The sequence below is a fragment of the Stenotrophomonas sp. SPM genome (assembly GCF_003105135.1).
Taxonomy (GTDB): domain Bacteria; phylum Pseudomonadota; class Gammaproteobacteria; order Xanthomonadales; family Xanthomonadaceae; genus Stenotrophomonas.
Window position 1 is genome coordinate 38739 of the sequence record NZ_QETL01000010.1, and the last position, 20700, is coordinate 59438.

23 protein-coding genes and 1 pseudogene are annotated in these 20700 nt (G+C 67.3%); 6 read left to right on the top strand and 18 right to left on the bottom strand.

All coding sequences use genetic code 11. The features are described from left to right. Positions 1-42: 42 nt before the first annotated feature. From DCO49_RS04515 to DCO49_RS04545, 7 genes are all read right to left on the bottom strand, one after another. The gene (locus DCO49_RS04515) at positions 43-2463 is read right to left on the bottom strand and encodes a TonB-dependent receptor (protein WP_116863000.1); all 2421 of its coding nucleotides are present in this window, start codon (positions 2461-2463) and stop codon (positions 43-45) included. 157 nt (positions 2464-2620) lie between these two features. Next, the gene (locus tag DCO49_RS04520) at positions 2621-3022 is read right to left on the bottom strand and encodes a hypothetical protein (RefSeq protein WP_116863018.1); all 402 of its coding nucleotides are present in this window, start codon (positions 3020-3022) and stop codon (positions 2621-2623) included. Positions 3023-3198: 176 nt separating this feature from the next. Next, a complete protein-coding gene (locus DCO49_RS04525; RefSeq protein ID WP_116863001.1) occupies positions 3199-3876 on the bottom strand; it encodes a Fe2+-dependent dioxygenase in 678 nt (225 codons plus the stop codon). 52 nt (positions 3877-3928) lie between these two features. Further along, positions 3929-6253, bottom strand: a complete 2325-nt coding sequence (locus DCO49_RS04530; RefSeq protein ID WP_116863002.1) for a catecholate siderophore receptor Fiu — start codon at positions 6251-6253, stop codon at positions 3929-3931. Positions 6254-6368: 115 nt separating this feature from the next. Then, positions 6369-6770, bottom strand: coding sequence for a hypothetical protein (locus tag DCO49_RS04535; protein WP_116863003.1), 402 nt, complete (start codon positions 6768-6770; stop codon positions 6369-6371). Between the two features lie 266 nt (positions 6771-7036). After that, positions 7037-7369, bottom strand: a complete 333-nt coding sequence (locus DCO49_RS04540; protein ID WP_116863004.1) for a non-heme iron oxygenase ferredoxin subunit — start codon at positions 7367-7369, stop codon at positions 7037-7039. Then, complete coding sequence (locus DCO49_RS04545) at positions 7366-7905, bottom strand: GNAT family N-acetyltransferase (RefSeq protein WP_116863005.1); 540 nt, start codon at positions 7903-7905, stop codon at positions 7366-7368. The genes DCO49_RS04540 and DCO49_RS04545 overlap by 4 nt, the downstream gene beginning before the upstream one ends. Before the next feature lie 95 nt (positions 7906-8000). Between DCO49_RS04545 and DCO49_RS04550 the strand changes: the two genes are divergently transcribed. The 3 genes and pseudogenes from DCO49_RS04550 to DCO49_RS04560 form a co-directional block, all read left to right on the top strand. Beyond that, a complete protein-coding gene (locus DCO49_RS04550) occupies positions 8001-8501 on the top strand; it encodes a hypothetical protein (RefSeq protein ID WP_133249387.1) in 501 nt (166 codons plus the stop codon). Positions 8502-8552: 51 nt separating this feature from the next. Then, entirely contained in the window at positions 8553-8879 is a 327-nt protein-coding gene (locus DCO49_RS04555) for a hypothetical protein (RefSeq protein ID WP_116863007.1), read from the top strand. A gap of 32 nt (positions 8880-8911) precedes the next feature. Continuing rightward, positions 8912-9348 (top strand): annotated as a pseudogene (locus DCO49_RS04560) (transposase); the annotation flags it as partial. A gap of 15 nt (positions 9349-9363) precedes the next feature. On the opposite strand, the gene DCO49_RS04565 reads toward DCO49_RS04560, so the two are convergent. The 5 genes from DCO49_RS04565 to DCO49_RS04585 all read right to left on the bottom strand — a co-directional run bounded on the left by DCO49_RS04565 (position 9364) and on the right by DCO49_RS04585 (position 14667). Next, the gene (locus DCO49_RS04565) at positions 9364-10620 is read right to left on the bottom strand and encodes a cysteine desulfurase (protein WP_116863008.1); all 1257 of its coding nucleotides are present in this window, start codon (positions 10618-10620) and stop codon (positions 9364-9366) included. Beyond that, a complete protein-coding gene (sufD, locus tag DCO49_RS04570; protein ID WP_116863009.1) occupies positions 10617-11879 on the bottom strand; it encodes a Fe-S cluster assembly protein SufD in 1263 nt (420 codons plus the stop codon). Before sufD ends, DCO49_RS04565 begins: the two co-directional genes overlap by 4 nt. Further along, complete coding sequence (sufC, locus tag DCO49_RS04575) at positions 11879-12643, bottom strand: Fe-S cluster assembly ATPase SufC (RefSeq protein WP_108764333.1); 765 nt, start codon at positions 12641-12643, stop codon at positions 11879-11881. The genes sufD and sufC overlap by 1 nt, the downstream gene beginning before the upstream one ends. 74 nt (positions 12644-12717) lie before the next feature. Further along, a complete protein-coding gene (sufB, locus tag DCO49_RS04580; RefSeq protein WP_116863010.1) occupies positions 12718-14193 on the bottom strand; it encodes a Fe-S cluster assembly protein SufB in 1476 nt (491 codons plus the stop codon). 18 nt (positions 14194-14211) lie between these two features. After that, positions 14212-14667, bottom strand: coding sequence for an SUF system Fe-S cluster assembly regulator (locus DCO49_RS04585; RefSeq protein WP_108768075.1), 456 nt, complete (start codon positions 14665-14667; stop codon positions 14212-14214). A gap of 220 nt (positions 14668-14887) precedes the next feature. Between DCO49_RS04585 and DCO49_RS04590 the strand changes: the two genes are divergently transcribed. Then, positions 14888-15355, top strand: coding sequence for an SET domain-containing protein-lysine N-methyltransferase (locus DCO49_RS04590; RefSeq protein WP_116863011.1), 468 nt, complete (start codon positions 14888-14890; stop codon positions 15353-15355). 175 nt (positions 15356-15530) lie between these two features. Further along, positions 15531-16073, top strand: coding sequence for a type 1 glutamine amidotransferase domain-containing protein (locus DCO49_RS04595; RefSeq protein ID WP_116863012.1), 543 nt, complete (start codon positions 15531-15533; stop codon positions 16071-16073). Positions 16074-16193: 120 nt separating this feature from the next. On the opposite strand, the gene DCO49_RS04600 is transcribed toward DCO49_RS04595, so the two are convergent. The 4 genes from DCO49_RS04600 to DCO49_RS04615 all read right to left on the bottom strand — a co-directional run bounded on the left by DCO49_RS04600 (position 16194) and on the right by DCO49_RS04615 (position 18443). Beyond that, positions 16194-16790: a DUF1439 domain-containing protein gene (locus DCO49_RS04600; RefSeq protein WP_116863013.1), complete on the bottom strand. Its 597-nt coding sequence runs from the start codon at positions 16788-16790 to the stop codon at positions 16194-16196. A gap of 78 nt (positions 16791-16868) precedes the next feature. Then, positions 16869-17411: a hypothetical protein gene (locus DCO49_RS04605; protein WP_116863014.1), complete on the bottom strand. Its 543-nt coding sequence runs from the start codon at positions 17409-17411 to the stop codon at positions 16869-16871. A 56-nt stretch (positions 17412-17467) separates the two neighbouring features. Next, positions 17468-17776, bottom strand: coding sequence for a DUF3861 family protein (locus DCO49_RS04610; RefSeq protein ID WP_108768079.1), 309 nt, complete (start codon positions 17774-17776; stop codon positions 17468-17470). 268 nt (positions 17777-18044) lie between these two features. After that, on the bottom strand, positions 18045-18443 hold the full coding sequence (locus DCO49_RS04615; RefSeq protein WP_079220963.1) for an HU family DNA-binding protein: 399 nt from the start codon (positions 18441-18443) through the stop codon (positions 18045-18047). A gap of 370 nt (positions 18444-18813) precedes the next feature. Here DCO49_RS04615 and DCO49_RS04620 point away from each other — a divergent pair, with 370 nt between their 5' ends. Further along, the gene (locus tag DCO49_RS04620; RefSeq protein WP_108768081.1) at positions 18814-19245 is read left to right on the top strand and encodes an OsmC family protein; all 432 of its coding nucleotides are present in this window, start codon (positions 18814-18816) and stop codon (positions 19243-19245) included. Between the two features lie 73 nt (positions 19246-19318). Here the strand turns inward: DCO49_RS04620 and DCO49_RS04625 are convergent, their stop codons facing one another. Both DCO49_RS04625 and DCO49_RS04630 read right to left on the bottom strand, forming a co-directional pair. Further along, entirely contained in the window at positions 19319-20197 is an 879-nt protein-coding gene (locus DCO49_RS04625; protein ID WP_116863015.1) for a PhzF family phenazine biosynthesis protein, read from the bottom strand. Positions 20198-20309: 112 nt separating this feature from the next. Further along, positions 20310-20700, bottom strand: a 391-nt coding sequence (locus DCO49_RS04630) for a PhzF family phenazine biosynthesis protein (protein ID WP_243402661.1), incomplete at its 5' end; no start/stop codon positions are given.

Below are 20700 nucleotides of genomic sequence, written 5' to 3' on the forward strand. Positions count from 1 at the left end.
ACCCGCAATGCCGGCCAGCGGCCGGCACTACCCAGGGCGCGGTCAGAACTTCGCGTTCAACGAGATCCAGTAACTACGGCGCTGGTCCTTGGTCGCATAGTCATCGACGCAGTTGAACTCGCTCTGGCTGATCAGCAGGCACGACTGCGAGACGAAGTCCTTGTCCAGCAGGTTGTTGATGCGTGCATTGAAGGTCAGCCACGGCGTGGCATCCCAGCTGCCGCCCAGGTGGAAGATCGTGTAGTCCTGGTAGTAGCGGTTGTGGCTGGCGCCGTTGGCGTCGAGGATCGTGTCACGGTAGCGGTCGTAGCGGCCTTCGCCGATCAACGACAGGCTGATGGCATCGTTGAGCTGCCAGTTCAGGCTGGCGTTGGCCATGTGCTTGGCCGGCATGGTGCCGGTGATCGGCAGGCCCTTGCCGGAGCCGGCAGTCTGCTCGCTCCTGGTCCAGGTGTAGTTGCCGCGCAGCTGCAGGTTGTCCAGCAGGTCGACGTGGCCGGCCAGTTCCGCGCCACGTGTTTCGGCCTTGTCGATGTTCACGCTCTGGGTGAAGGTGCTGTAGCCCAGCGAGGCCCAGCCCGGGCCGATGTCCACGCAGTAGCCACTGCCTGCAGGTGCCACCTCGCAGTTGGGGAACGTGCCGCCGCTGGCGATCTTGTCCTCGAACGTGTTGATGAAGCCGGTGACGTTGAAGCCCCAGCGCTGGCCCTCGTAGTACGCGGCCAGCTCGTAGTTGGTGCTGGTTTCCGGTTTCAGGTTCGGCGAACCCACCAGCGGCAGCACACCCTGGCCACCGAAGCCGGTGATGCCGGGGAACAGCTGGTCCGGACGCGGGGTCTTGTAGCCGGTGCTGACGCCGCCCTTGAAGGTCCAGGCATCGGTGGCGTTCCAGACCAGGTAGCCGCGCGGGCTGACATGGCTGCCGAAGATGTTGTGGTCGTCGTAACGCAGGCCGAAGGTGGCGGTCAGGGTGTCGGTCAGCGACCAGTTGTCCTCGGCGAACAACGCCCACATGCGGTGCTTCTGCTTGGTGTTGCTGCGGTAGCCGGCGCCGTCCATGCCGAACACGCCGTCCACCATGTCGGTGTTGTTGTACTGGCCGCCCACGGTCAGCTTGTGTGCGCCGAAGTCCAGGTCGAGCATCGTGTCCAGAACGTAACCTTCCAGTTCCATGGTGCGCAGCGGGCGCGGCAGGAAGGCCTGCAGGCGCGCCATCTCTTCGGCGTTGAGCGCACCCAGCGCGTTGCCGCGGCCGGCCGCGCAGTTGTTGGCCGCGCCGGTGCGCTGGCAGACGTCGTTCCATAGAGTCTGCAGGTTGGCGCGCTCGTCCAGGGTCAGCGGCAGTGAGCGGCCGAGGTTGTTGCTCTTGCTGTGGGTCAGCAAGGTCTGCCAGGTGCCGAAGCTGTAGCGGCCCTGATGGGTCAGCGACAGCTGGTCGCGCTCGTAGCGCTGGTAGGCGGTGTAGCCCACGCGCGGCTGCACCACGCGGCGGGTGATCGTGCCGCTGCCGCTCGGGTTGGGGACGACCGCGTTGCCGACGCGCCACAGGCTGGCCAGGCTGTCCAGGGTGCCGGTCTGGCCTTCACTGTTGTCGTACTTCTGCCGCGAGACGTCGTAGTCCAGCCACAGCTCGTGGTCGTCGTTGATGCGGAAGTCCAGGCGCAGGCCGGTGTTCCAGTTGGTGTTGGCCACCGACTTGCCACCGCCACCGAAGCCGATGCTGCGCTCCCACAGCGTGCCATCGGGCAGGGTCAGCGCATCCCACTCGGGGTTGGAGGCCTTGGCGTCGTAGTAGCTGCCGCGTATGGCCATGCTGACGCGGTCCTTCAGCAGCGGGCCGCTGAGGTACACGTCGGTGGTGCGCGCATCGCCGAACTGGTCGTCCTGCTGCACGGTGAAGCCCTGGCTGAGCGAGCCGTGCCAGCTGTCCTGGTTGCGACGGGTGATGATGTTGATGACGCCGCCCATCGCATCCGAGCCGTACAGGGTGGACATCGGGCCGCGCACCACTTCGATGCGCTCGATGGCGTCCAGCGGCGGCAGGTACGAGAACTGGCCGCCGCCGAAATTGTTCGGGTACAGCTGGCCGACGTTGCTCTGGCGGCGGCCGTCGATCAGCACCAGGGTGTATTCGGACGGCAGGCCACGCATGGAAATGGTGGCGCGGCCGTTCTTGTCGGTGGCTTCCAGTCCGACGTCGATGCCTTCGACGTCGCGCAGTGCATCGACCAGGCTGGTGTACGGGCGCTTGGCCAGTTCCTCGCGGCTGACCACGCTGATGCTGGCCGGCGCGTCGACCACCTTCTGTTCGAAACCGGCGGCGGTAACCACCAGCTTGTCCAGCGTCTGCGGGGCGGCGGCGGTCTCGCCATTGGCGAAGGCGTGACTGGCGAAGGCGGCCAGCACGGCGCTGGTCAGCAGGTGGCGGGACAGGGACGAACGGACACGATGGCGCTGGGCCATGGCAGTAACCTCGAGGGATGCAGGGTGGTGCGATGTCGGCGCGGAATGCGCGGCATGCACGGGGAGCCCCGGTCAGGGGCAGCAGGAATGCGGCAGGGGATGGAGCAGGCAGCGGCGCGCAGGCGCGACCGCAGGCGCGGTCACGCGGGGCCGAGGATCAGGCCAGCGGCGGCGCCTGTCCGCGTTGCTGGCGGCGCCCGGGCGCGTCGGCCCAGGGCATGTCTGGCGCGGCCAGCGGCCAATGCGGCCGCACCCCGGTGTTGGCCGGGGCGAGGGGAAGCAGATCCAGTTCGCTGCGCAGCCACTGGCTGGCCAGCAGCAGCGGCGGTGGAGGTGCCTTGTCGGCCGCCTTGGTCGGCGTGCAGACGCAGCGGCGCAGCTTGGCCGGCGCGTCTTCTTCCACCGGCACGTCACCGCCGCGGCCTTCCATCGGCTGCTGCCAGGCCTGTGCGGTGGCGTCAGCCTGCGCGTGTGGCAGCAGCGGCAGGGTGCCCAGCAACAACGCCAGCATCGCCACCCACGCCAACAGGCTGGCCAGCGCAGGGCGATGACCGCGCATGGCGGTACCGAACTGCACGAGGCGAAGCGGGCGAGGGCGGAACGGGCGACGCAAGGCGGAATCCCCTGGGTGTGCGCCGGACCATCCGACGTCAACGGGGCGTGATTGTAATGAGAGCTGTTAGCAGTTGCAAATGAGAATGATTGCCAAAGTTCCGCAGGGCCGTGGCGCAGGCCTCAGACCTCGCTCCAGCGCCGCAGCAGGTTGTGGTACACGCCGGTCAGCTGCAACACCGCGCCGGCATCGCCGCCGGTCTGCCGCAGGCGTTCGATGGAAGTGTCCATCTCCCACAGCAGACGCCGCTGCACATCGTCGCGGACCATGCTCTGCACCCAGAAGAACGAGGCCACGCGCGCGCCACGGGTGACCGGGTTGACCTGGTGCAGGCTGCTGGACGGGTACACGATCAGGTCGCCGGCCGGCAGCTTCACTTCGTGCTCGCCGTAGGTATCGCTGATGACCAGTTCGCCGCCGTCGTACTCCTCCGGCGCGGACAGGAACAGGGTGCAGGAGATGTCCGAGCGCAGCTGTTCGCCGTGGGCCAGGTGCATCACCGCGCCATCGACATGGAAGCCATAGGTTCCGCCGCCGCTGTAGCGGTTGAATCGGGGTGGCAGGATCTTCAGCGGGAGCGTGGCCGCAAAGAACAGCGGGCTGCGCCGCAGCGCGGCCAGCACGCCCTGGCCGAGCTCGGCCTTCAATGCCGAGGCATCGGGCAATTGTTCGTTGTGCTTCACCTGCGCGCCCTGGGCACCGACGGTTTCGCGCCCGTCGGCCCACTGCGCCGCGTCCAGCTGCTGGCGGATCTGGCTGACCTCTTCGGGTACCAGCACGTTGGGGATGTGCAGCAGCATGCGGGTTCCTCGTTGATGCGCGGGAGAGTCCGGCTCCCCCGCGCCGTGGCCATCAGAAACGGACGTCCGCGCTGAGCAGGAAGGTGCGCGGGGCACCCGGGGTGTAACGGTAGCCGCTCTTGTTGATGCTGGCCACGTACTGCTTGTCGAACAGGTTGTAGCCGTTCAAGCGCAGCGACACGTTCTCGTTGATCGCCCAGGACACCACCGCGTCGTAGACCACGTACGACTTGGTGAACGCAGGGGTGCCGACGGCACCGTCGGTACCGCGGTGCATGCCGCCGGCGTAGCGCACGCCACCGCCGAGGGTCAGGCCGAACGGCAGGGTGTAGCTGGTCCAGCCGGTGAAGGTGTCGGCCGGCGTATAGGTGAGGTTGGTGGTGCCATCCGCAGCGACCTTGGCGCCTTCCTTGACCTCGGTATCCAGGTGGCTGTACCCGGCGGTGATCGACCAGTTGTCGGTCAGGCGGCCAACCGCGGAGAGCTCCACGCCCTTGACCCGCTTGCTGCCCGTCTGCGTGGGGTTGCCGGCGTCGTCGAGCACGGTGGTGTTGATCTCGTTGTCCACGTCGGTCTGGAACAGGGCCAGGTTCACCGCCAGCGCGTCTCCCATGAAGGCCCACTTGCTGCCCACTTCGAAGGTCTTGGCCTTCTGCGGGTCCAGCTTCGGGTTGTCGGCGCTGCTGGCCGAACTGCTCAGCTGGAAGTTGGCACCGCCCGGAGGCTGCTGCGAAATTGCGTAGTTGGCGTAGATGCTGACGGTGTCGCCGACCTTGTACAGCGCACCCAGCTTCCAGTTCAGCAGCGTATCGGAGGCTTCCAGCGTGGGATTGCGCAGCACGGTGCCGGTGGGGTTGCTGCCGCAGACCGGACCGCCACGGCCGCCACACACCGAGGCGCTGGCGTACTCGGTCTTGTAACGATCGGCACGCACGCCTGCAGTCAGCAGGAAGCTCTCGCCGAAGGACAGCGTGTCGAACACGTAGGCCGAAGAGGTGGTGGTTTTTCCATGCGCGTCGGCACCGTTGTGTTCCCAGGTCAGGCCAGCCACGTTCCAGTCGGGGTCGTACAGGTTCGCCGCAGGCCAGCGGCTGCCACCGGTGGCAGCCTGGCCGTAGCTGTCCAGTTCTTCGCGGGTGAATTCCAGACCTGCACTCAGTGCGTGGCCCACCGCGCCGGTGTTGAAGTCGGCGCGCAGGTTCACCTGGTCGGTCAGGATGGTGTTGCGCTGGTCCTTGAAGGTCGGCAGGCTGCGGGCGATCGCGTAGGTCGAAAGATCCGCTGCGTTGGTATAGGTGATGTTGCCGGTCGGCCGTCCGCCAGCGCCCCGCACGCCAGTGCCCATGAACGCGGTCAGCAGGTAGTCCTGTTCGGTGCGGCCCCAGCGGGCGGTGTTGGTCAGGCGCACGCTGTCGTTGAAGTCATGCTCGAAGCGGAACGTGGCCATCTTCGCGGTCACGTCGTCGTGGTCGGCACGGGTGCCGTAGAAGTTTTCCGGGTCCACCGGATGGTCGGCCAGCGCTTCCAGCGTCGGTTGCGGCGTCCAGCCCGGCAGGCCAAGGGTCGGCACGCCGCCGTCGGGCACGTTGTCCTGCTTCACATAGAGCAGGTTGAGGTAATAGCGGGTTGCGGTGCCCAGGCCGAAGGCCAGCGACGGCGCGATGCCCCAGCGCTTGTTCTGCACGTGGTCGCGGCCAGGCTGGTCGCTGTCCTGCCACACGCCATTGATGCGCAGCGCGCTGGTTGCGCCCAGGGATTGGTTCCAGTCGGCGGTGGTGCGGCGCTGCTGGTCGCTGCCCAGCGAAATGCTGGCCAAGGTCGCATCCTGCAGGTTGGCCTGTTTGCTGACCAGGTTGATCGCACCGGTGGGCGCCGAGCGGCCGTTGTCGGTGCCGGCCGGGCCCTTGGTCACTTCAACCTGTTCGATGTTGAAGACATCGCGCGAGATCGAGCCCAGATCGCGCACACCGTCCACGAACAGGCTGTTGGACGTGTCGAAGCCGCGCATGAACAGCGCATCGCCGGTGGTGGTGTTGCCGTTCTCACCCGCATAGAAGGTGCCGACGCCCGGGCTGTTGCGCAGCGCTTCGGTGAGGGTGGTGGCGCCCTGCTGGTTGAACAGGTCGCTGGTGATGACCTGGATCGTCTGCGGCGTGTCCTGCAGGCGCTGGGTGAACTTCGGCGAGGCGACCTTGTCGGCCTTGTAGCCGCGCGTGGCGTGCACGTCGATCTTGTCCAGCGTGCGTGCGTTGTCGGTGACGTCTGCCATGGCGACGGCGGGCAGCGCGGCCAGGCCAAGGCCGGCGGCCAGGCTGGCGGTGGCCAGGGGCAGGGAACGAAGCGGGGAGGCGTGCTTGCGGCTCTTGATCGAGGTCATGGGATGGGCTTTGCCGGATGCGGGCAGCGCCCGTCGGCACGGTGGCCGACGGGACAGAAGGCGTGGGAAGGGTTGGCGCGGACGCGCGGGTGCGACAGATGGGCCGGCGGGCGGCTCAGCTCAGCAGTGCTGGTGGTGCATGCGAGGGGGGCTGACGGCGTGCCGCAAGGCGCACCGGCGCCACGTTACGCACAGGCACGCGCAGGGTCTGCGGCCCCGACTCTGGGACGAGCAGGCACAGGTGATGCAGCAGGGGCGTGCCATCGCCGTGGCCACCTTCTGCCCCGGACTCGATGCGCGGCGCGACAGGCTCGCGTGGCGGTGATTCGCCTGGCTGCTTGCTGGCGCGGGCATCCATCGCCGCCGCAGACGGCTGCAGGATGACGTCCGTGAGGACATCGCGCCCCTCATTGAGCGCCGACCACCCCAGCCACAGCGTCAGCAGCGCGGCCACAAACAGCGGCCACCCCTGGCGGGCGAGCTGGCACAGCGTGCCGGTGGTTGAAGGCGAAGCCATGGTGCGGTTCGTTACAAACCGTTACGAAGTCAGGCCGAAGGATAACATCAACGATAATGATTCGCATCTGCGATCTTGGCAGGCGTGGATGGGTGGCGCGCAAGGCGCTGTGAGGGCGCTCATGGCGTTTGGATGGCCGGCGGTGCCGAGGGCTGGGTCAGGTCGGAGCGGCGGCTCAAGCGCGCGCTGCGCGCACCAGTAGATCCACCCCATGGGTGGATGACGGTCGGCAGGGGGCGGCGGTGGCATGGGCGCCCCCGCTCGGGTCACTCCCGGTCGTCGCGGGTCCAGATCGCGTCGTGCTCGCGCTTGGTCGGGAACTTGGGCACCGCGGTATAGGCCGGGGCGCACAGGGCGCGGCCATCACGCACATCGAAGCGCGCGCCGTGCAGCACGCACTCGATGCTGCCTTCGGCAGTGTTGAATTCGCCCGAGGACAGCTCGAATTCCTCGTGCGTGCACTGGTCTTCCAGCGCATACAGCTCGCCATCGAGGTTGAACACCACGATCGGCGTGCCGGTCACTTCATCGAACACGGTCTTCATTTCGCCCGGCAGCAGCTCGGCGCCGGCGCAGACGAAGGTCCAGGTGTCGCTCATGCCGAAGCCCCGGCCAGCGGCTTTTCCAGGATCTCAAAGCGCAGGTCATCGCGCTTGGGAATGCCGAAGCGCTCGTCGCCATAGGGGAACGGCTTCTTGATGCCGGTGCGCTGGTAGCCACGACGCTCGTAGAAGGCGATCAGTTCGTCGCGCACGTCGATCACCGTCATTTGCATGACCGGCACGTTCCATTCGCGCGCCGCATGGGTTTCGGCTGCTTCCATCAGCCGCTTGCCGACGCCACCGCCCTGCTGGGCCGGGTCGACCGAGAACATGCCGAAGTAGCCCTTGCCGTCGACATCGGCGACGTGGGCGCAGGCGACGAGGCGGCCCTCGCGTTCGGCCAGCAGGATGGTCGAGCGCGGGCGGTTGAGGTCGCCCTGGATGCCCTCGGCGTCGATGCGGGCACCGTCCAGCAGGTCGGCCTCGGTGGTCCAGCCGGCGCGGCTGGCGTCGCCCCGGTAGGCCGAGGTGACCAAGGTGATCAGGGCGGGGATGTCGGCCGGCGTGGCGGCACGGAAAGTCAGGGTGCTCATGCCGCCATTCTAGGTTGGGCAGGGGCGCCCGCAAAATGGTGCGGGGTCAGATCCCTTTTGCAGCGCGAAAGGGCTCTGACTCCCGCGCGCCGGCTATGCTGCTGCTCACCGCATTCCCGCAGGAGGCACGAATGGACAGGCAAGGCGGCGTGGCGGTGAGGGTGGTGACGCTCGGCGTGGTCGTGGCGATGCTCATCCTGCTTGTGCGCCAGGATGCCTCCGTCGCGGGCCGGGACGTTTCCTTCAACAGTTTTGCCTGCCCCAGGTTCAATCCGGCACGTGCACTGCCGGTCGCGCTGGAGGACCTGCGTGCGCACCCGCTCCGCCACCAGGGCCGGGTGGTGAAGGTGCGTGGCGCCTACGTCGATGGCTGGGAAATGTCGGCGCTGCATCCGGGGCCTCCGGTACGCGACCCGTGGGCGGCGGATGGCATCTGGGTGGAGGGCATCGCGCCGATGACGCTGCCGACGGAGCAGGCCGTTGAAATGACCGGGATCGTGTCCGCGGCACGACCGGATGGGGTGAGCGGCAAGGGGCATCTTGGCCAATGGCCGGTCGAGCTGTGCGTGTCGTCGGTGCGGCGGTTGCAGCAGTGATCAGACCCGCCGGCAGTATGGGAACGTGGATCCAGGGAGGTTCTTGAGGGCATGACCATGCGATTCGACGCTGTTGTCTCTGTTCGCTTCCTGTCGAGCGCCGAGGGTGGGAGGCGGGGTGACATCGTGGGGCAGGTATACGCCTGTCCGCTTTTCGTGGTGGGCCGTGCATTTGATTGCCGCCTGCTGTTGCAGGGAGGACGCGCAGTGCTTGGGGAGAGCTACGAACTTCCCGTTGCGTTTCTGTGCCCGGAGGAGGCGCTTGCCGTGGCCAACGTGGGGGCGGATGTCTCGCTGTGGGAGGGAAAGACGATTGCGCGCGGCCGGATACTGTGCGTGATGAGGTCAGAGCCCTCTTGCAGTGCCAAGGCGCTCTGACCCCCTTCGCTTCCGGAGACGCCAATGCCTCTGGGTTGTCAGGGATGATGCAGGCGATGAACCGTGCCTATGTTCGGCGTGTGAACGAACGGCAGCAGCGCACCGGAACCCTGTGGGAACGGCGCTTCCATTCAACGCTGGTGGATGCCGATCGCTATCTGCTGGCCTGCCAGCGCTACATAGAGCTCAACCCGGTTCGGGCGGGAATGGTGGCGCATTCCGGAGACTATCGCTGGTCAAGCCATCGCGCGAATGCGCAAGGCAGAGGAACGCATTGCTCGTGCCGCATTCGGCGTTCGAGCTGATTGCCACCGATGGGGATGAGCGACGCAGGCGCTATGCGGAGTTCATCGAGTAGGGTATTCCTGCGCAGGATCTCGCTTCGATACGGAAGGCGGTGCAGTCGCAGCGGCGGTTCGCTGGGAAGCTGTTGGGGTCAGAGCCCTTTCGCGGTGCGAAAGGGATCTGACCCCGGATTGCGGGCTCAGCCCAGCAGCTTGCGCACCTTGGTCAGTGCGGTCATGAAGCGCTCGATCTCGGCGTGCGTGTTGTAGAACGCCAGCGAGGCACGGCAGGTCGCCGCGACGCCGTAATACTGCAGCAGCGGGTGCGCGCAATGCTGGCCCGAACGCACGGCCACGCCTTCCAGGTCGAGCAGGGTGGCCAGATCGTGGGCGTGCGCGCCGTCGATCAGGAAGGACACCACGGCAGCCTTTTCCGGTGCTTCGCCGAGGATGCGCAGGCCATCGACCTTGCGCAGTTCTTCAGTGAAGTGCGCCAGCAGTTCGGCCTCGCGCGCTTCCACGTGCTCCAGGCCCAGGCCCTGCAGATAATCCACGGCCACGCCCAGGCCGATGAAGCCGGCGATGTTCGGGGTGCCGGCTTCGAACTTGTGCGGGGCGTCGTTGAACACAGTGCCGTCGAAGCTGACTTCCTTGATCATCTCGCCACCGCCGAGGAACGGCGGCATCGCGTCGAGATGCTCGCGGCGGGCCCACAGCACGCCGGTGCCGGTCGGGCCGCACATCTTATGGCCGGTGATGGCGTAGAAGTCGCAGCCGATCGCGGCCACGTCGACCTTGCGGTGCGGCACCGCCTGCGAACCATCCACCACGGTGACGATGCCGCGCTTGCGCGCTTCACGGCAGATCTCGCGCACCGGGTTGACCGTGCCCAGCACGTTGGAGACGTGGGCCACGGCCAGCAGCTTGACTTCGGGGGTCATCGCCTTGCGCAGCGCGTCCAGGTCCAGCGCGCCATCGGGGGTGATCTCGGCCACACGGAGGGTCGCGCCGGTGCGCTGGGCAACCAGCTGCCACGGCACGATGTTGGCGTGGTGCTCCATGCGCGAGACCAGGATGACATCACCGGCCTTCAGCCGCGGCAGCGCCCACGAGTACGCCACCAGGTTGATGGCGAAGGTGGTGCCGCTGCACAGCACCAGCTCGTTGCTGCGCACGTTGAGGAAGCGGGCCAGCTTGTTGCGCGCGCCCTCGTAGGCGTCGGTGGCCTCGGTGCCCAGCGCGTGCACGGCACGGCTGACGTTGGCGTTGTAGCGGCGGTAGAACTCGTCCACCGCGCCGATCACCTGCACCGGCTTCTGGCCGGTGTTGGCGTTGTCGAAATACACCAGCGGCTTGCCGTGCACTTCGCGCATCAACAGCGGGAAGTCGAGGCGGACGCGGTCCCAGTCCGGCGTGCCGGCAGGGGTTTCGATCAGGCGCGGGGTGGACAGATTCATGCCACACCTGCCTCGGCCAGGGCCTTGTCCAGGCGGCGCGCCAGCTGCTCGCGCAGGGCTTCGGGCAGCACCTTCAGCGGCTCGTGGCAGAACGCGGCGCTCAGCAGTGCCTGTGCCTGCGGCCGCGGCAGCCCGCGCGAACGCAGGTAGAACAGCGCATTGGCATCGAGCTGGCCGACGGTGGCACCGTGGGCGGCCTTCACTTCGTCAGCGTCGATCACCAGCACCGGCTGGGTGTCGATTTCGGCGTCGGCCGACAGCAGCAGGTTCTTGTTGGACAGGTTCGCGTCGGTGCCGTCGGCGCCTTCGCGGATCTGGATGCCACCATGGAACACCACGCGGCTGCGGTTGGCGGCCACGCCGCGCCACAGCAGCTCGCTGCTGGTATCGCGGGCGATGTGGTCGATGCCCAGGCGGGTATCGACGTGGCGGCGGCCATTGCCGAGCAGCACGCCGTTGGCGGTCAGCTGGGCGTTGTCGCCTTCCAGGCGCACGTTCAGTTCGTGGCGGCTGAGTGCGGCGCCCAGCTCCAGGTCGACGCGGTGGTACTGGGCATCGCGTGCCAGGACCGCATCGGTACGCAGGAAGCTGGTCTGGCGTGCGCTGCCGGCCTGCACGCGGGCGTGCTTGAGCACGGCCTCGCGGGCGACGTGGGCATGCAGCACGGTGTTGTCCAGGTGCGCCGAGTCGCCCACGCTGAAGCAGTGTTCGACCACGCCCAGGCTGGCGCCGGCACGCAGTTCGATCAGGTGGCGGTGGTGCCAGGCCAGGTCGGTCTCGCCGGCCACGCTGGCAAACACCAGCTGCAGCGGCACCTCGACCTGCACGCCTTCGTCCACGCGCAGCACCACGCCTTCATCGGCCAGCGCGGCATTCAGGCGGGCGAACACTTCGTCGCTGCGCTCGTAGCGGCGGCCGAGGAAACGCGCGGCATCCTCACCGGCGGCCAGCGCCGAGGACAGCGGTTCCAGCTGCACGCCGGCCGGCAGGCCGTGGGTGTCGCTCAGTGCGTCGCTGAGGCGGCCGTTGACGAACACTAGGCGCGGCGCCGGGATGTCGTCCAGCACGGCCGCATCCAGCACCGGCGGTGACAGCGGCGCGGCGGCGAAGACGCGGCGCTCCAGCTGGCGCAGCGAGGTGTACTTCCAGGCTTCGCTGCGGGCGGCCGGCAGGCCATCGCGCAGCACCGTGTCGAGCACTTCGCGGCGCGCGTCGCTGCCGCAGAAGGCCTGGGCCATCGAGTCGAGCAGGGCGCTCATCAGACCGCCGCCTCGCGCACCACGCGATCCTTGAGGAAATCGTAGCCGTGCGCTTCCAGTTCCAAGGCCAGCTCCGGGCCACCGGTCTTGACGATGCGGCCATCGGCCAGCACGTGCACCACGTCCGGCTTGATGTAGTCCAGCAGGCGCTGGTAGTGGGTGATGACCAGGAACGAACGATCGGCCGCGCGTAGCGCGTTGACGCCGTCGGCCACGCTCTTCAGCGCGTCGATGTCCAGGCCCGAATCGGTTTCGTCGAGGATCGCCAGCTTCGGCTCGAGCACGGCCAGCTGGAAGATCTCGTTGCGCTTCTTCTCGCCACCGGAGAAGCCTTCGTTGACGCCACGGTGCAGCAGTTCGTCCTTCAGGTGCAGCACGGCCAGCTTCTGCCGCACCAGCTTCAGGAACTGCATGGAATCCAGTTCGTCCTGGCCGCGTGCCTTGCGCTGGGCATTCAGGGCCGCGCGCAGGAAGTAGGTGTTGTTCACGCCCGGGATTTCCACCGGGTACTGGAAGGCCAGGAACAGGCCGGCGGCGGCGCGTGCTTCCGGGTCCTGGTCGAGCAGGTCGCTGCCTTCGAACTGCACGCTGCCTTCGGTCACTTCATAGCCGTCACGGCCGGCCAGGACATTGCCCAGGGTGGACTTGCCGGCGCCGTTGGGGCCCATGATGGCGTGCACCTGGCCGGGCTTCACTTCCAGCGACAGGCCCTTGAGGATTTCCTTGTCGCCGATGCGGGCGTGGAGGTTTTCGATCTTCAGCATGGTGGGGATTTCCGTGGGGCGGGCCGCGGCCCGCCGATAAAGAGAATGCGTTTGCGAGGGGCAGGGGCGGGCGGTCAGCCCACCGAACCTTCCAGCGAGACTTCCAGCAGCTTCTTGGCTTCCACTGCGAATTCCATCGGCAGTTCGCGGAACACCTGCTTGCAGAAGCCGTCGACGATCATCGACACCGCGTCTTCCTGGCTGATGCCACGGGCGCGGCAGTAGAACAGCTGGTCGTCGGAGATCTTCGAGGTGGTGGCCTCGTGCTCGACGGTGGCGCCCGGGTTCTTCACCTCGATGTAGGGGAAGGTGTGGGCACCACACTGCTTGCCGATCAGCAGCGAATCGCACTGGGTGTAGTTGCGCGCGCCATCGGCGTTGCGGTCGACCTTGACCAGGCCGCGGTAGGTATTCTGGCCGCGGCCGGCGCTGATGCCCTTGCTGACGATCTTGCTCTTGGTGCGCTTGCCGACGTGGATCATCTTGGTGCCGGTGTCAGCCTGCTGGCGGTGGTGGGTCAGCGCCACCGAGTGGAACTCGCCCACCGAATCGTCGCCCAGCAGCACGCAGGACGGGTACTTCCAGGTGATGGCCGAACCGGTCTCGACCTGGGTCCAGGTGACCTTGCTGCGCGCACCACGGCATTCGGCACGCTTGGTGACGAAGTTGTAGATGCCGCCGACGCCGTTTTCGTCGCCCGGGTACCAGTTCTGCACGGTGGAGTACTTGATCTCCGCATCTTCCAGCGCGACCAGCTCGACCACCGCGGCATGCAGCTGGTTCTCATCGCGCATCGGCGCGGTGCAGCCTTCCAGGTAGGAGACGTAGGCCTTGTCCTCGCACACGATGAGGGTGCGCTCGAACTGGCCGGTGTGGCCGGCGTTGATGCGGAAGTAGGTGCTCAGTTCCATCGGGCAACGCACGCCCTTGGGAATGAACACGAAGCTGCCATCGGAGAACACCGCCGAGTTGAGCGCGGCGAAGTAGTTGTCGCCCACCGGCACCACGGTGCCCAGGTACTGGCGCACCAGCTCCGGGTGTTCCTTGATGGCCTCGGACATCGAGCAGAAGATGATGCCCTTCTCGGCCAGTTCCTTGCGGAAGGTGGTACCGACGGATACCGAGTCGAACACGGCGTCCACCGCCACGCCGGCCAGCTTGGCGCGCTCGTGCAGCGGCACGCCCAGCTTGTCGTAGGTGTCCAGCAGTTCCTTCGGGACGTCATCCAGCGAGGCGTACTTCGGGCCCTTCGGCGCGGAGTAGTAGCTGAGCGCCTGCAGGTCGATCGGGGCGATCTTCAGCTTGGCCCAGTTCGGCATCGGCATGGTCAGGAAGTGGTGGTAGGCGTCCAGGCGCCACTGCGTCATCCACTCCGGCTCCTCCTTCTTGGCCGACAGGGCACGGATGGTGTCCTCGTCCAGGCCCGCCGGCAGGGAGTCCGATTCGATCTCCGTGATGAAGCCGGCCGAATACTTGCGGCCGAGCTGCTCATGGATCTCGCGGTTGGGGGTGTCGTCGTGGGCGACGGTTTCGATGGTTTCGGTGGCCATGGGGGGGCTGCCTACGGATCAGGAGACGACGTCGACAGCGATGGTGCGGCGCTGTTCGTCATCGACAAGGGGAAGGGGGGGCAGGATCTGGGCGAGGGTGACATCGCGCAGGGCCTCGGAAACCACGTCGTTGATCAGCCGCCAGCTGCTGCGCGCACCGCATTTGGGCGCCATGTTGCACTGGTGGTGGTCGTGGCTGCATTCGGTCAGGGCCAGCGGCCCTTCCATCGCTTCGACCACTTCGAACAGCGAGATCTCGATGGACGGGCGGGTCAGCCGGTAGCCGCCGCGGACACCGCGCAGGCCTTCGACCAGACCGGCCTGGGCCAGCGGCTTGAGCACCTTGCTGACGGTAGGCGGTTCCAGACCGGTGAATTCGGCCAGCTCGGTCGCACTCAGCACTTCACCCGGGCGGGCGGCGAGTACGGTCAGCACGACGGTGGCGTAATCGGTGAGTTTGGTGACGCGCAACATGGGGGATGCGAGTGGTTCTTAAAGCGGACTGAAATTGTACGCTTTTCTTCGCCAGCATCCAACCCGGCCATTCAGGCGGCGCTGGGGGCGCTCGTCGATCTGCCGGGAACAACACACCGGGGGCGACCGGGGCGTAATGCTGCGGCATGTGGGTTGTTTTCGCAATCACCCGGAATGAGTGAGAATCGGGGTTCCTTTCGCTGCAGACCCACCCTTGCCGATGCCCAAGAAGATCCAAGCCCGCAAGTCCGCCATCCATGGCAACGGCGTGTTCGCCGTGGCCCCGATCAAGCAGGGCGAGCGCGTGATCCAGTACAAGGGTCTGCTGCGCAGCCACGGCGACGTCGATGCCGACGACAGCGGCGACGTGGAAAGTGGCCATACCTTCCTGTTCACCCTCAACGATGACTGGGTGATCGACGCCAACTACAAGGGCAACGACGCACGCTGGATCAACCACAGCTGCGACCCGAACTGCGAGGCGGTGATCGAGGAAGACGAGGACGGCGACAGCCGTGGCGACAAGGTCTTCATCGAAGCGCTGCGCGACATCCCCGCCGGTGAGGAGCTGACCTACAACTACGGCATCGTGCTGGCCGAGCGCCACACCGCCAAGCTGAAGAAGATCTGGGAGTGCCGCTGCGGTTCGCCCAAGTGCACCGGCACGATGCTGCAGCCCAAGCGCTGACCGGTACTTGTAGAGTCGAGCCATGCTCGACTCCCCCGGCGGTGGCCGACAGCAAAAAGCAGTCGAGCATGGCTCGACTCTACAAGGGCCGCCTCCACCTGCCGTGCACGACCGGGTCACCGCCGTTCAATGTCTGTTCGCCGACCCTGTGTGCTCCCTCACTGGAGCACACGACATGACACAGCGTATCGCCGGCAAGCAGGTCGCCATCCTCGCCACCCACGGCTTTGAACAGTCCGAGCTGATCGAACCCAAGCGCCTGCTGGAAGCGCAGGGCGCGATCGTCACCGTGGTCTCTCCTGCGCAGGAGGCCAGTATCAAGGGCTGGAAGGACAAGGACTGGGGTGGCGTGGTGACGGTGGACCTGCCGCTGGCCGAGGCCGATGCCGGGCGTTTCGATGCCCTGGTGTTGCCCGGCGGCGTCATCAATCCCGACAGCCTGCGCACCGACGAGGCAGCGCTGGGCTTCATCCGCAGCGTGGCCGATGCCGGCAAGCCGGTGGCGGCGATCTGTCATGGGCCGTGGCTGTTGATCAACAGCGGGCTGGCCAAGGGGCGCGAAGTGACCTCGTGGCCGTCACTGCAGCAGGACCTGGTCAATGCCGGCGCACGTTGGCGTGATGCCGAGGTAGTAGTGGACGGCAACCTGATCACCAGCCGCAAGCCGGATGACATTCCGGCCTTCAGCGAGGCGGTGGTCAAGGCGCTGGCTGCGTGATGGTGTGCCGCCGGGCATGGCCCCGGCGCTACGTCGATGTGATGCGGTAGCGCCGGGCCATGCCCGGAGAGCGCGAAGCGCGGGAACATCAGAGGCCGCCGGGCACGGCCCGGCGCTGCCTTATTTGCCGAGAATGCCGGCTGGCACCAGGTTGCCCAGGTTCTGGTTGAAGGTGACCACCAGCTTGCCATTCTTGACCTGTGCCGACTGCACCTGCAGCGCACCCAGCACGCCGGCCACGGCCGGGTCCAGCTTGTAGATCGGCTCGCGGCGGGCGTAATCGCTCAGCGCAGCGTTGAGCAGGCCGCGCGTACGCGAGTCGAGGCGACCGCCCTGGCTGGCCGGGGTGAAGTCATCCACGGTCGGGTCCTGCAGGTGGAAGCCCTGGGTCTGTGCGTCATAGCGCAGGCCGCTGCTGAGCTTCACCTTGCCCAGGTTGGTCGGGGTGCCGCCGGCGGTGGCCAGTGCCAGGTCCATGCCGAGGTCGAGGCGTTCGCCGGCCGGCAGGCTCAGCTGCGGGTGGCTCATGGTCAGTGCGATCAGGCCGCCCAACGCATCCTGGGTGCGCGGGAAGCTGCCATCCAGATACTGCTGCACGTCGCTGGCGCCGACCGCCAGTTCGCGCCCGGAAATCGAGGGGGCCGCCTGCGCACCGATCGCGGCGGCGATCAACACGGTGGACGCGGCAAGGCGGGTCATCAGGGAACGCAGGCGCATGGCGGTGACCGGGGCGATGAATGAGGGCTACAGAGTAGCTTTGCACGCTGAATCCTGCGTGCATGCCGCTGCAACGGTTCAGTCCAGCGTTGGTTGCAGCTGCGCCGACTGGATCTGCCAGCCCTGGCCATCGGCGCGGGGCTGCACGCGGTACCAGCCGTGGTAGCGGAACACGCCCTCGCCGGTGGAGGCGCGGATGCGCACCGGCACCTCCAGCAGGCGCGGCGGCTGCTGCTGGTCGCGGGGCACGGCGGGGTCGCTGTCCAGGCGCAGGTTGCGCACGTCCGGCAGCAGGCGCAGTGCCGCATCGTCGGCACGCCGCGCGTCGGGCGGGGCGATGGCCCAGGCGGCATCGATGCCGGCCGTGTTGCGGTTGAGCAGGTCCAGCACATAGCGGTTCAGCAGCCGGGAAGGTGTTTCACCATCCGTGGCGACCGCCCCATACAACGGATCGATGGCCGTCGATGCGACGGTGGCTGCGTCGGGTGAGGCAGCGGGACGGCCTGCGTCGGCCGCTGGCGCTTCGGCGGGCGGCGGCACGGCGGCGGCATGATCGGACGGCGTCTGCCTGGAACAGCCCAGCAGGGTCACCGTCATCATCAACAACATGGCACTGCGCATGTCTGCCTCCTCCCCGAGGCGACCTAGAGGAGGGCAGTGTATCGGCAGCGTCCGGATCAGCGCGACGTGGGCAGCTGTTCCAGTGCGTCCAGCGCCGGCAGCACCTGCGCCGCCACGGCGGCCAGCGCATGGCCGTCGGTGTCGGCGTGGCGCTGCACGATATCGCGCAGCAGCTGGGTGGCGACCACCAGGGTGGCGCGCTCGTCACCGCTGAGGCCGGCCGTGCGCGGGGCGCTTTCCAGCAGGCGCATCAGGTCGCGGCTGGCGCGATGTTCCAGTTCGATGGTGCAGCGCCCGGTGCACTGGTGCCCGTCCTTTTCGATCGGGGTCACCGAGATCCGGTAGCGGGTGGAGGGGCTGGCCATGAGGGTGTGCTCGCCTGGGTCTGGAGGGATGTGCCCACCATAGGCAAGGCCGCGACCGGCGGCGACGGCCGGGGCTGCACGCAGTGTTCCACCCGGCCCGTTTCCGACACGGGAAAACCGGGCCACAGCCAATGCTGGTGCGGCTGTCGGCGGAGACGGTGCGTGCACGGAAACGCTGTGTTGCGGTTTGCGCGGGGGCGTGGTGCCGGCACAAACAAAAACGGGACGGCCTGCGCCGTCCCGTCGGAAGATGCCGTTGGGCGCGCGCTTAGAGCGCGGCGTCCTTCAGCTTCTTCAGCGGGCGCACCTTCAGCTTGGTGGTGGCCGGCTTGGCAGCGAACCACTGCTCTTCCTTGGTGAACGGGTTGATGCCCTTGCGCTTCGGCTTGGCCGGCACGCTGACGGTCGAGATCTTCAGCAGGCCCGGCAGGGTGAAGGAGCCAGCGCCCTTCTTGTGCACCGAGGAAGCAACGGCGGTTTCAAGCGAGGCCAGCACCGCGCGCACGTCCTTGGCGACAACGCCGGACGCTTCCACGATGTGTGCAACCAGGCCCGACTTGGTCAGCACTTCCTTGATCGGCTTCGGAGCGGCCGGCTTGGCGGCAGCCTTCGTCGCGACTTTCTTCACTGCCTTTTTCGGGGCAGCCTTCTTAGCGGTCTTTGCCATGGTTTCCTGTTCCGTGAACGGTTGGTTGTGTGGTCGGCGCCGAACCCCGTCGGCAAGCGCAATGTAGGGCAACTCTCGAGCGCCGCCAATAGCCCGGAGCGCGGAAAGTGCATGTTTTTTCATATCCAGGCCGATTGAGTACATGTCCGGATGCAGGAAAACGGGGCCTGCGCTGCACTGCGCAATACGCGGTGGGGATAGCAGGAACTGCGCGAAACCGCTGAAAACAAGGGAAAAATCCGTTTCGTGCTGGCGAGGAAGTGTCCAGCGGGCTGGCCCGGGACAGCTGAATTGCCTGCGGCGGGGCGACGCAGGGCTAACGCGTGCCGTGCGAGGGTGGCCGTTCATCACCGCCAAACAGGAGCAGCACATGGGAATCTCGCGACACGCCACCGCGCACTGGGAAGGGGACCTGAAGTCGGGCAAGGGCCAGTTGAACACGCCGCAGAGCGGCTTGCTGGACAAGACCCGCTACGGCTTCAACAGCCGTTTTGGCGACGAGAAAGGCACCAACCCGGAGGAGCTGATCGCCGCCGCGCACGCCGGCTGCTTCACCATGGCGCTGTCGGCCAAACTGGGTGACGCCGGGTTTACACCGACCTCGCTGGATACCGAAGCCAAGGTCGATCTGTCGATGGAAGGTGGCCCGCAGCTGTCGCAGATCCGGCTGAAGGTGAAGGCCGTGGTGCCGGGCATCGACGCCGCGCAGTTCCGCGCGATCGCCGATGACGCCAAGCAGAACTGCCCGGTGTCCAAGGCACTGAGCGCGGTGCCGATCAGCCTGGAAGCCGAGCTGGGCTGAGGGCGGTAGCGCCGGGCCATGCCCGGCGAGCGCAGCGGAAAGGAGCCGGGCACCGCCCGGCGCCTCATCGCAATCACCAATCAATGGTTCCGCTGATCACCGTCTGCACCTGTCCGCCGGACCACACCTCGCCGTCCTCATCCACACGCAGGGTCAGCCGCGCATCGTGGCTGACCTCGCGTCCCTGGCTGACTTCATAGGGTTCGCGGCCGCGCGGCAGCACGCCACGCAGGTCCAGCCACGCGGCCAGCACGGCATTCGCCGCACCCGAGGCGGCATCCTCGAACCGGCGCCCGTTGCCGACGAAGGCGCGCACGGCCAGTTCGAAGCCTTCGCTGCCATCGCTGAACGCATAGGCGAACACGCCCATGCTGTCGGTGGATTCGGCCAACGCGGCGACCGCGTCCCAGTCCGGCTGCAGTGCACGCAGCGCGGCCTCGTCGGCCACCTGCACCACCCACCAGCTGCGGCCGCCCTGCATGCGCGCCGGCGGCAATTCGCCCAGCGGCCAGCCCTGCAACGCGGCCTCCAGGCGCGGATCATCTGCCTGCGCGGTTTCGGCCAGCTGCGCGCGCGGGGTGCGGATGGCGATGCGCTGTCCGGCGCCTTCGCCGATGACCTGCAGCGGCAGCAGTCCAGCGATGCCGTCCTGCACCAGCACGCCCTCCACCGGCGCGGCCAGGCCGGCCTGCAGCACCGCATGGGCGGTGCCGACGCTGGGGTGGCCGGCGAAGGGCACCTCCTTCTGCGGGCTGAACATGCGCAGCCGGTAGCTGCTGCCAGCGGTCTGCGGCGCGAACACGAAGGTGGTTTCCGGCAGCCGGGTCCAGCGCGCGATGGCCTGCATGGCGGTGTCGTCCAGGCCCTCGGCATCGAGCACCACGGCCAGCGGATTACCGGCGCCGGCGCGCGGCGAGAACACATCCAGTTGCAGGAAACGGCGTGCGGACATCGGGGGGAACTCCAGATTCAGATAGCGCGCAGCTTAGCGCGCCGTTGTAGAGCCGAGCCCATGCTCGGCCGTGTCGGGACGTAAAAAAAAGCAGCCGAGCGTGGGCTCGGCTCTACATCCAGGTTATCTGGCCGTCGATCACCGGCTGCACCTGGCCGCCGATCCACACCGTGCCTTCGGCATCGACGCGGACATGGACATGGCCGTCGCGGCCGACTTCGCGGCCCTGGCTGGCCACGTAAGCACCCGCGTCGCCGGGCAGGGCGCCGCGTTCGCGCAGCCAGGCGCCGATCAGCGCATTGGCGCTGCCGGTCACCGGGTCTTCGGGCACGTTCACCGCATCGCCCGGGCAGAACGCGCGCACCACGCGGCTGTGCCCCGCAGCGGGTTCATCGGCGAACACCGCCACGCCGGTCGCGCCGGTGGCGTTGGTCCAATCGCGCAGGGCGGACATGTCCGGGGACAGGCCGCGCACGGAGGCGGCATCGCACAGCGGCAGCAGC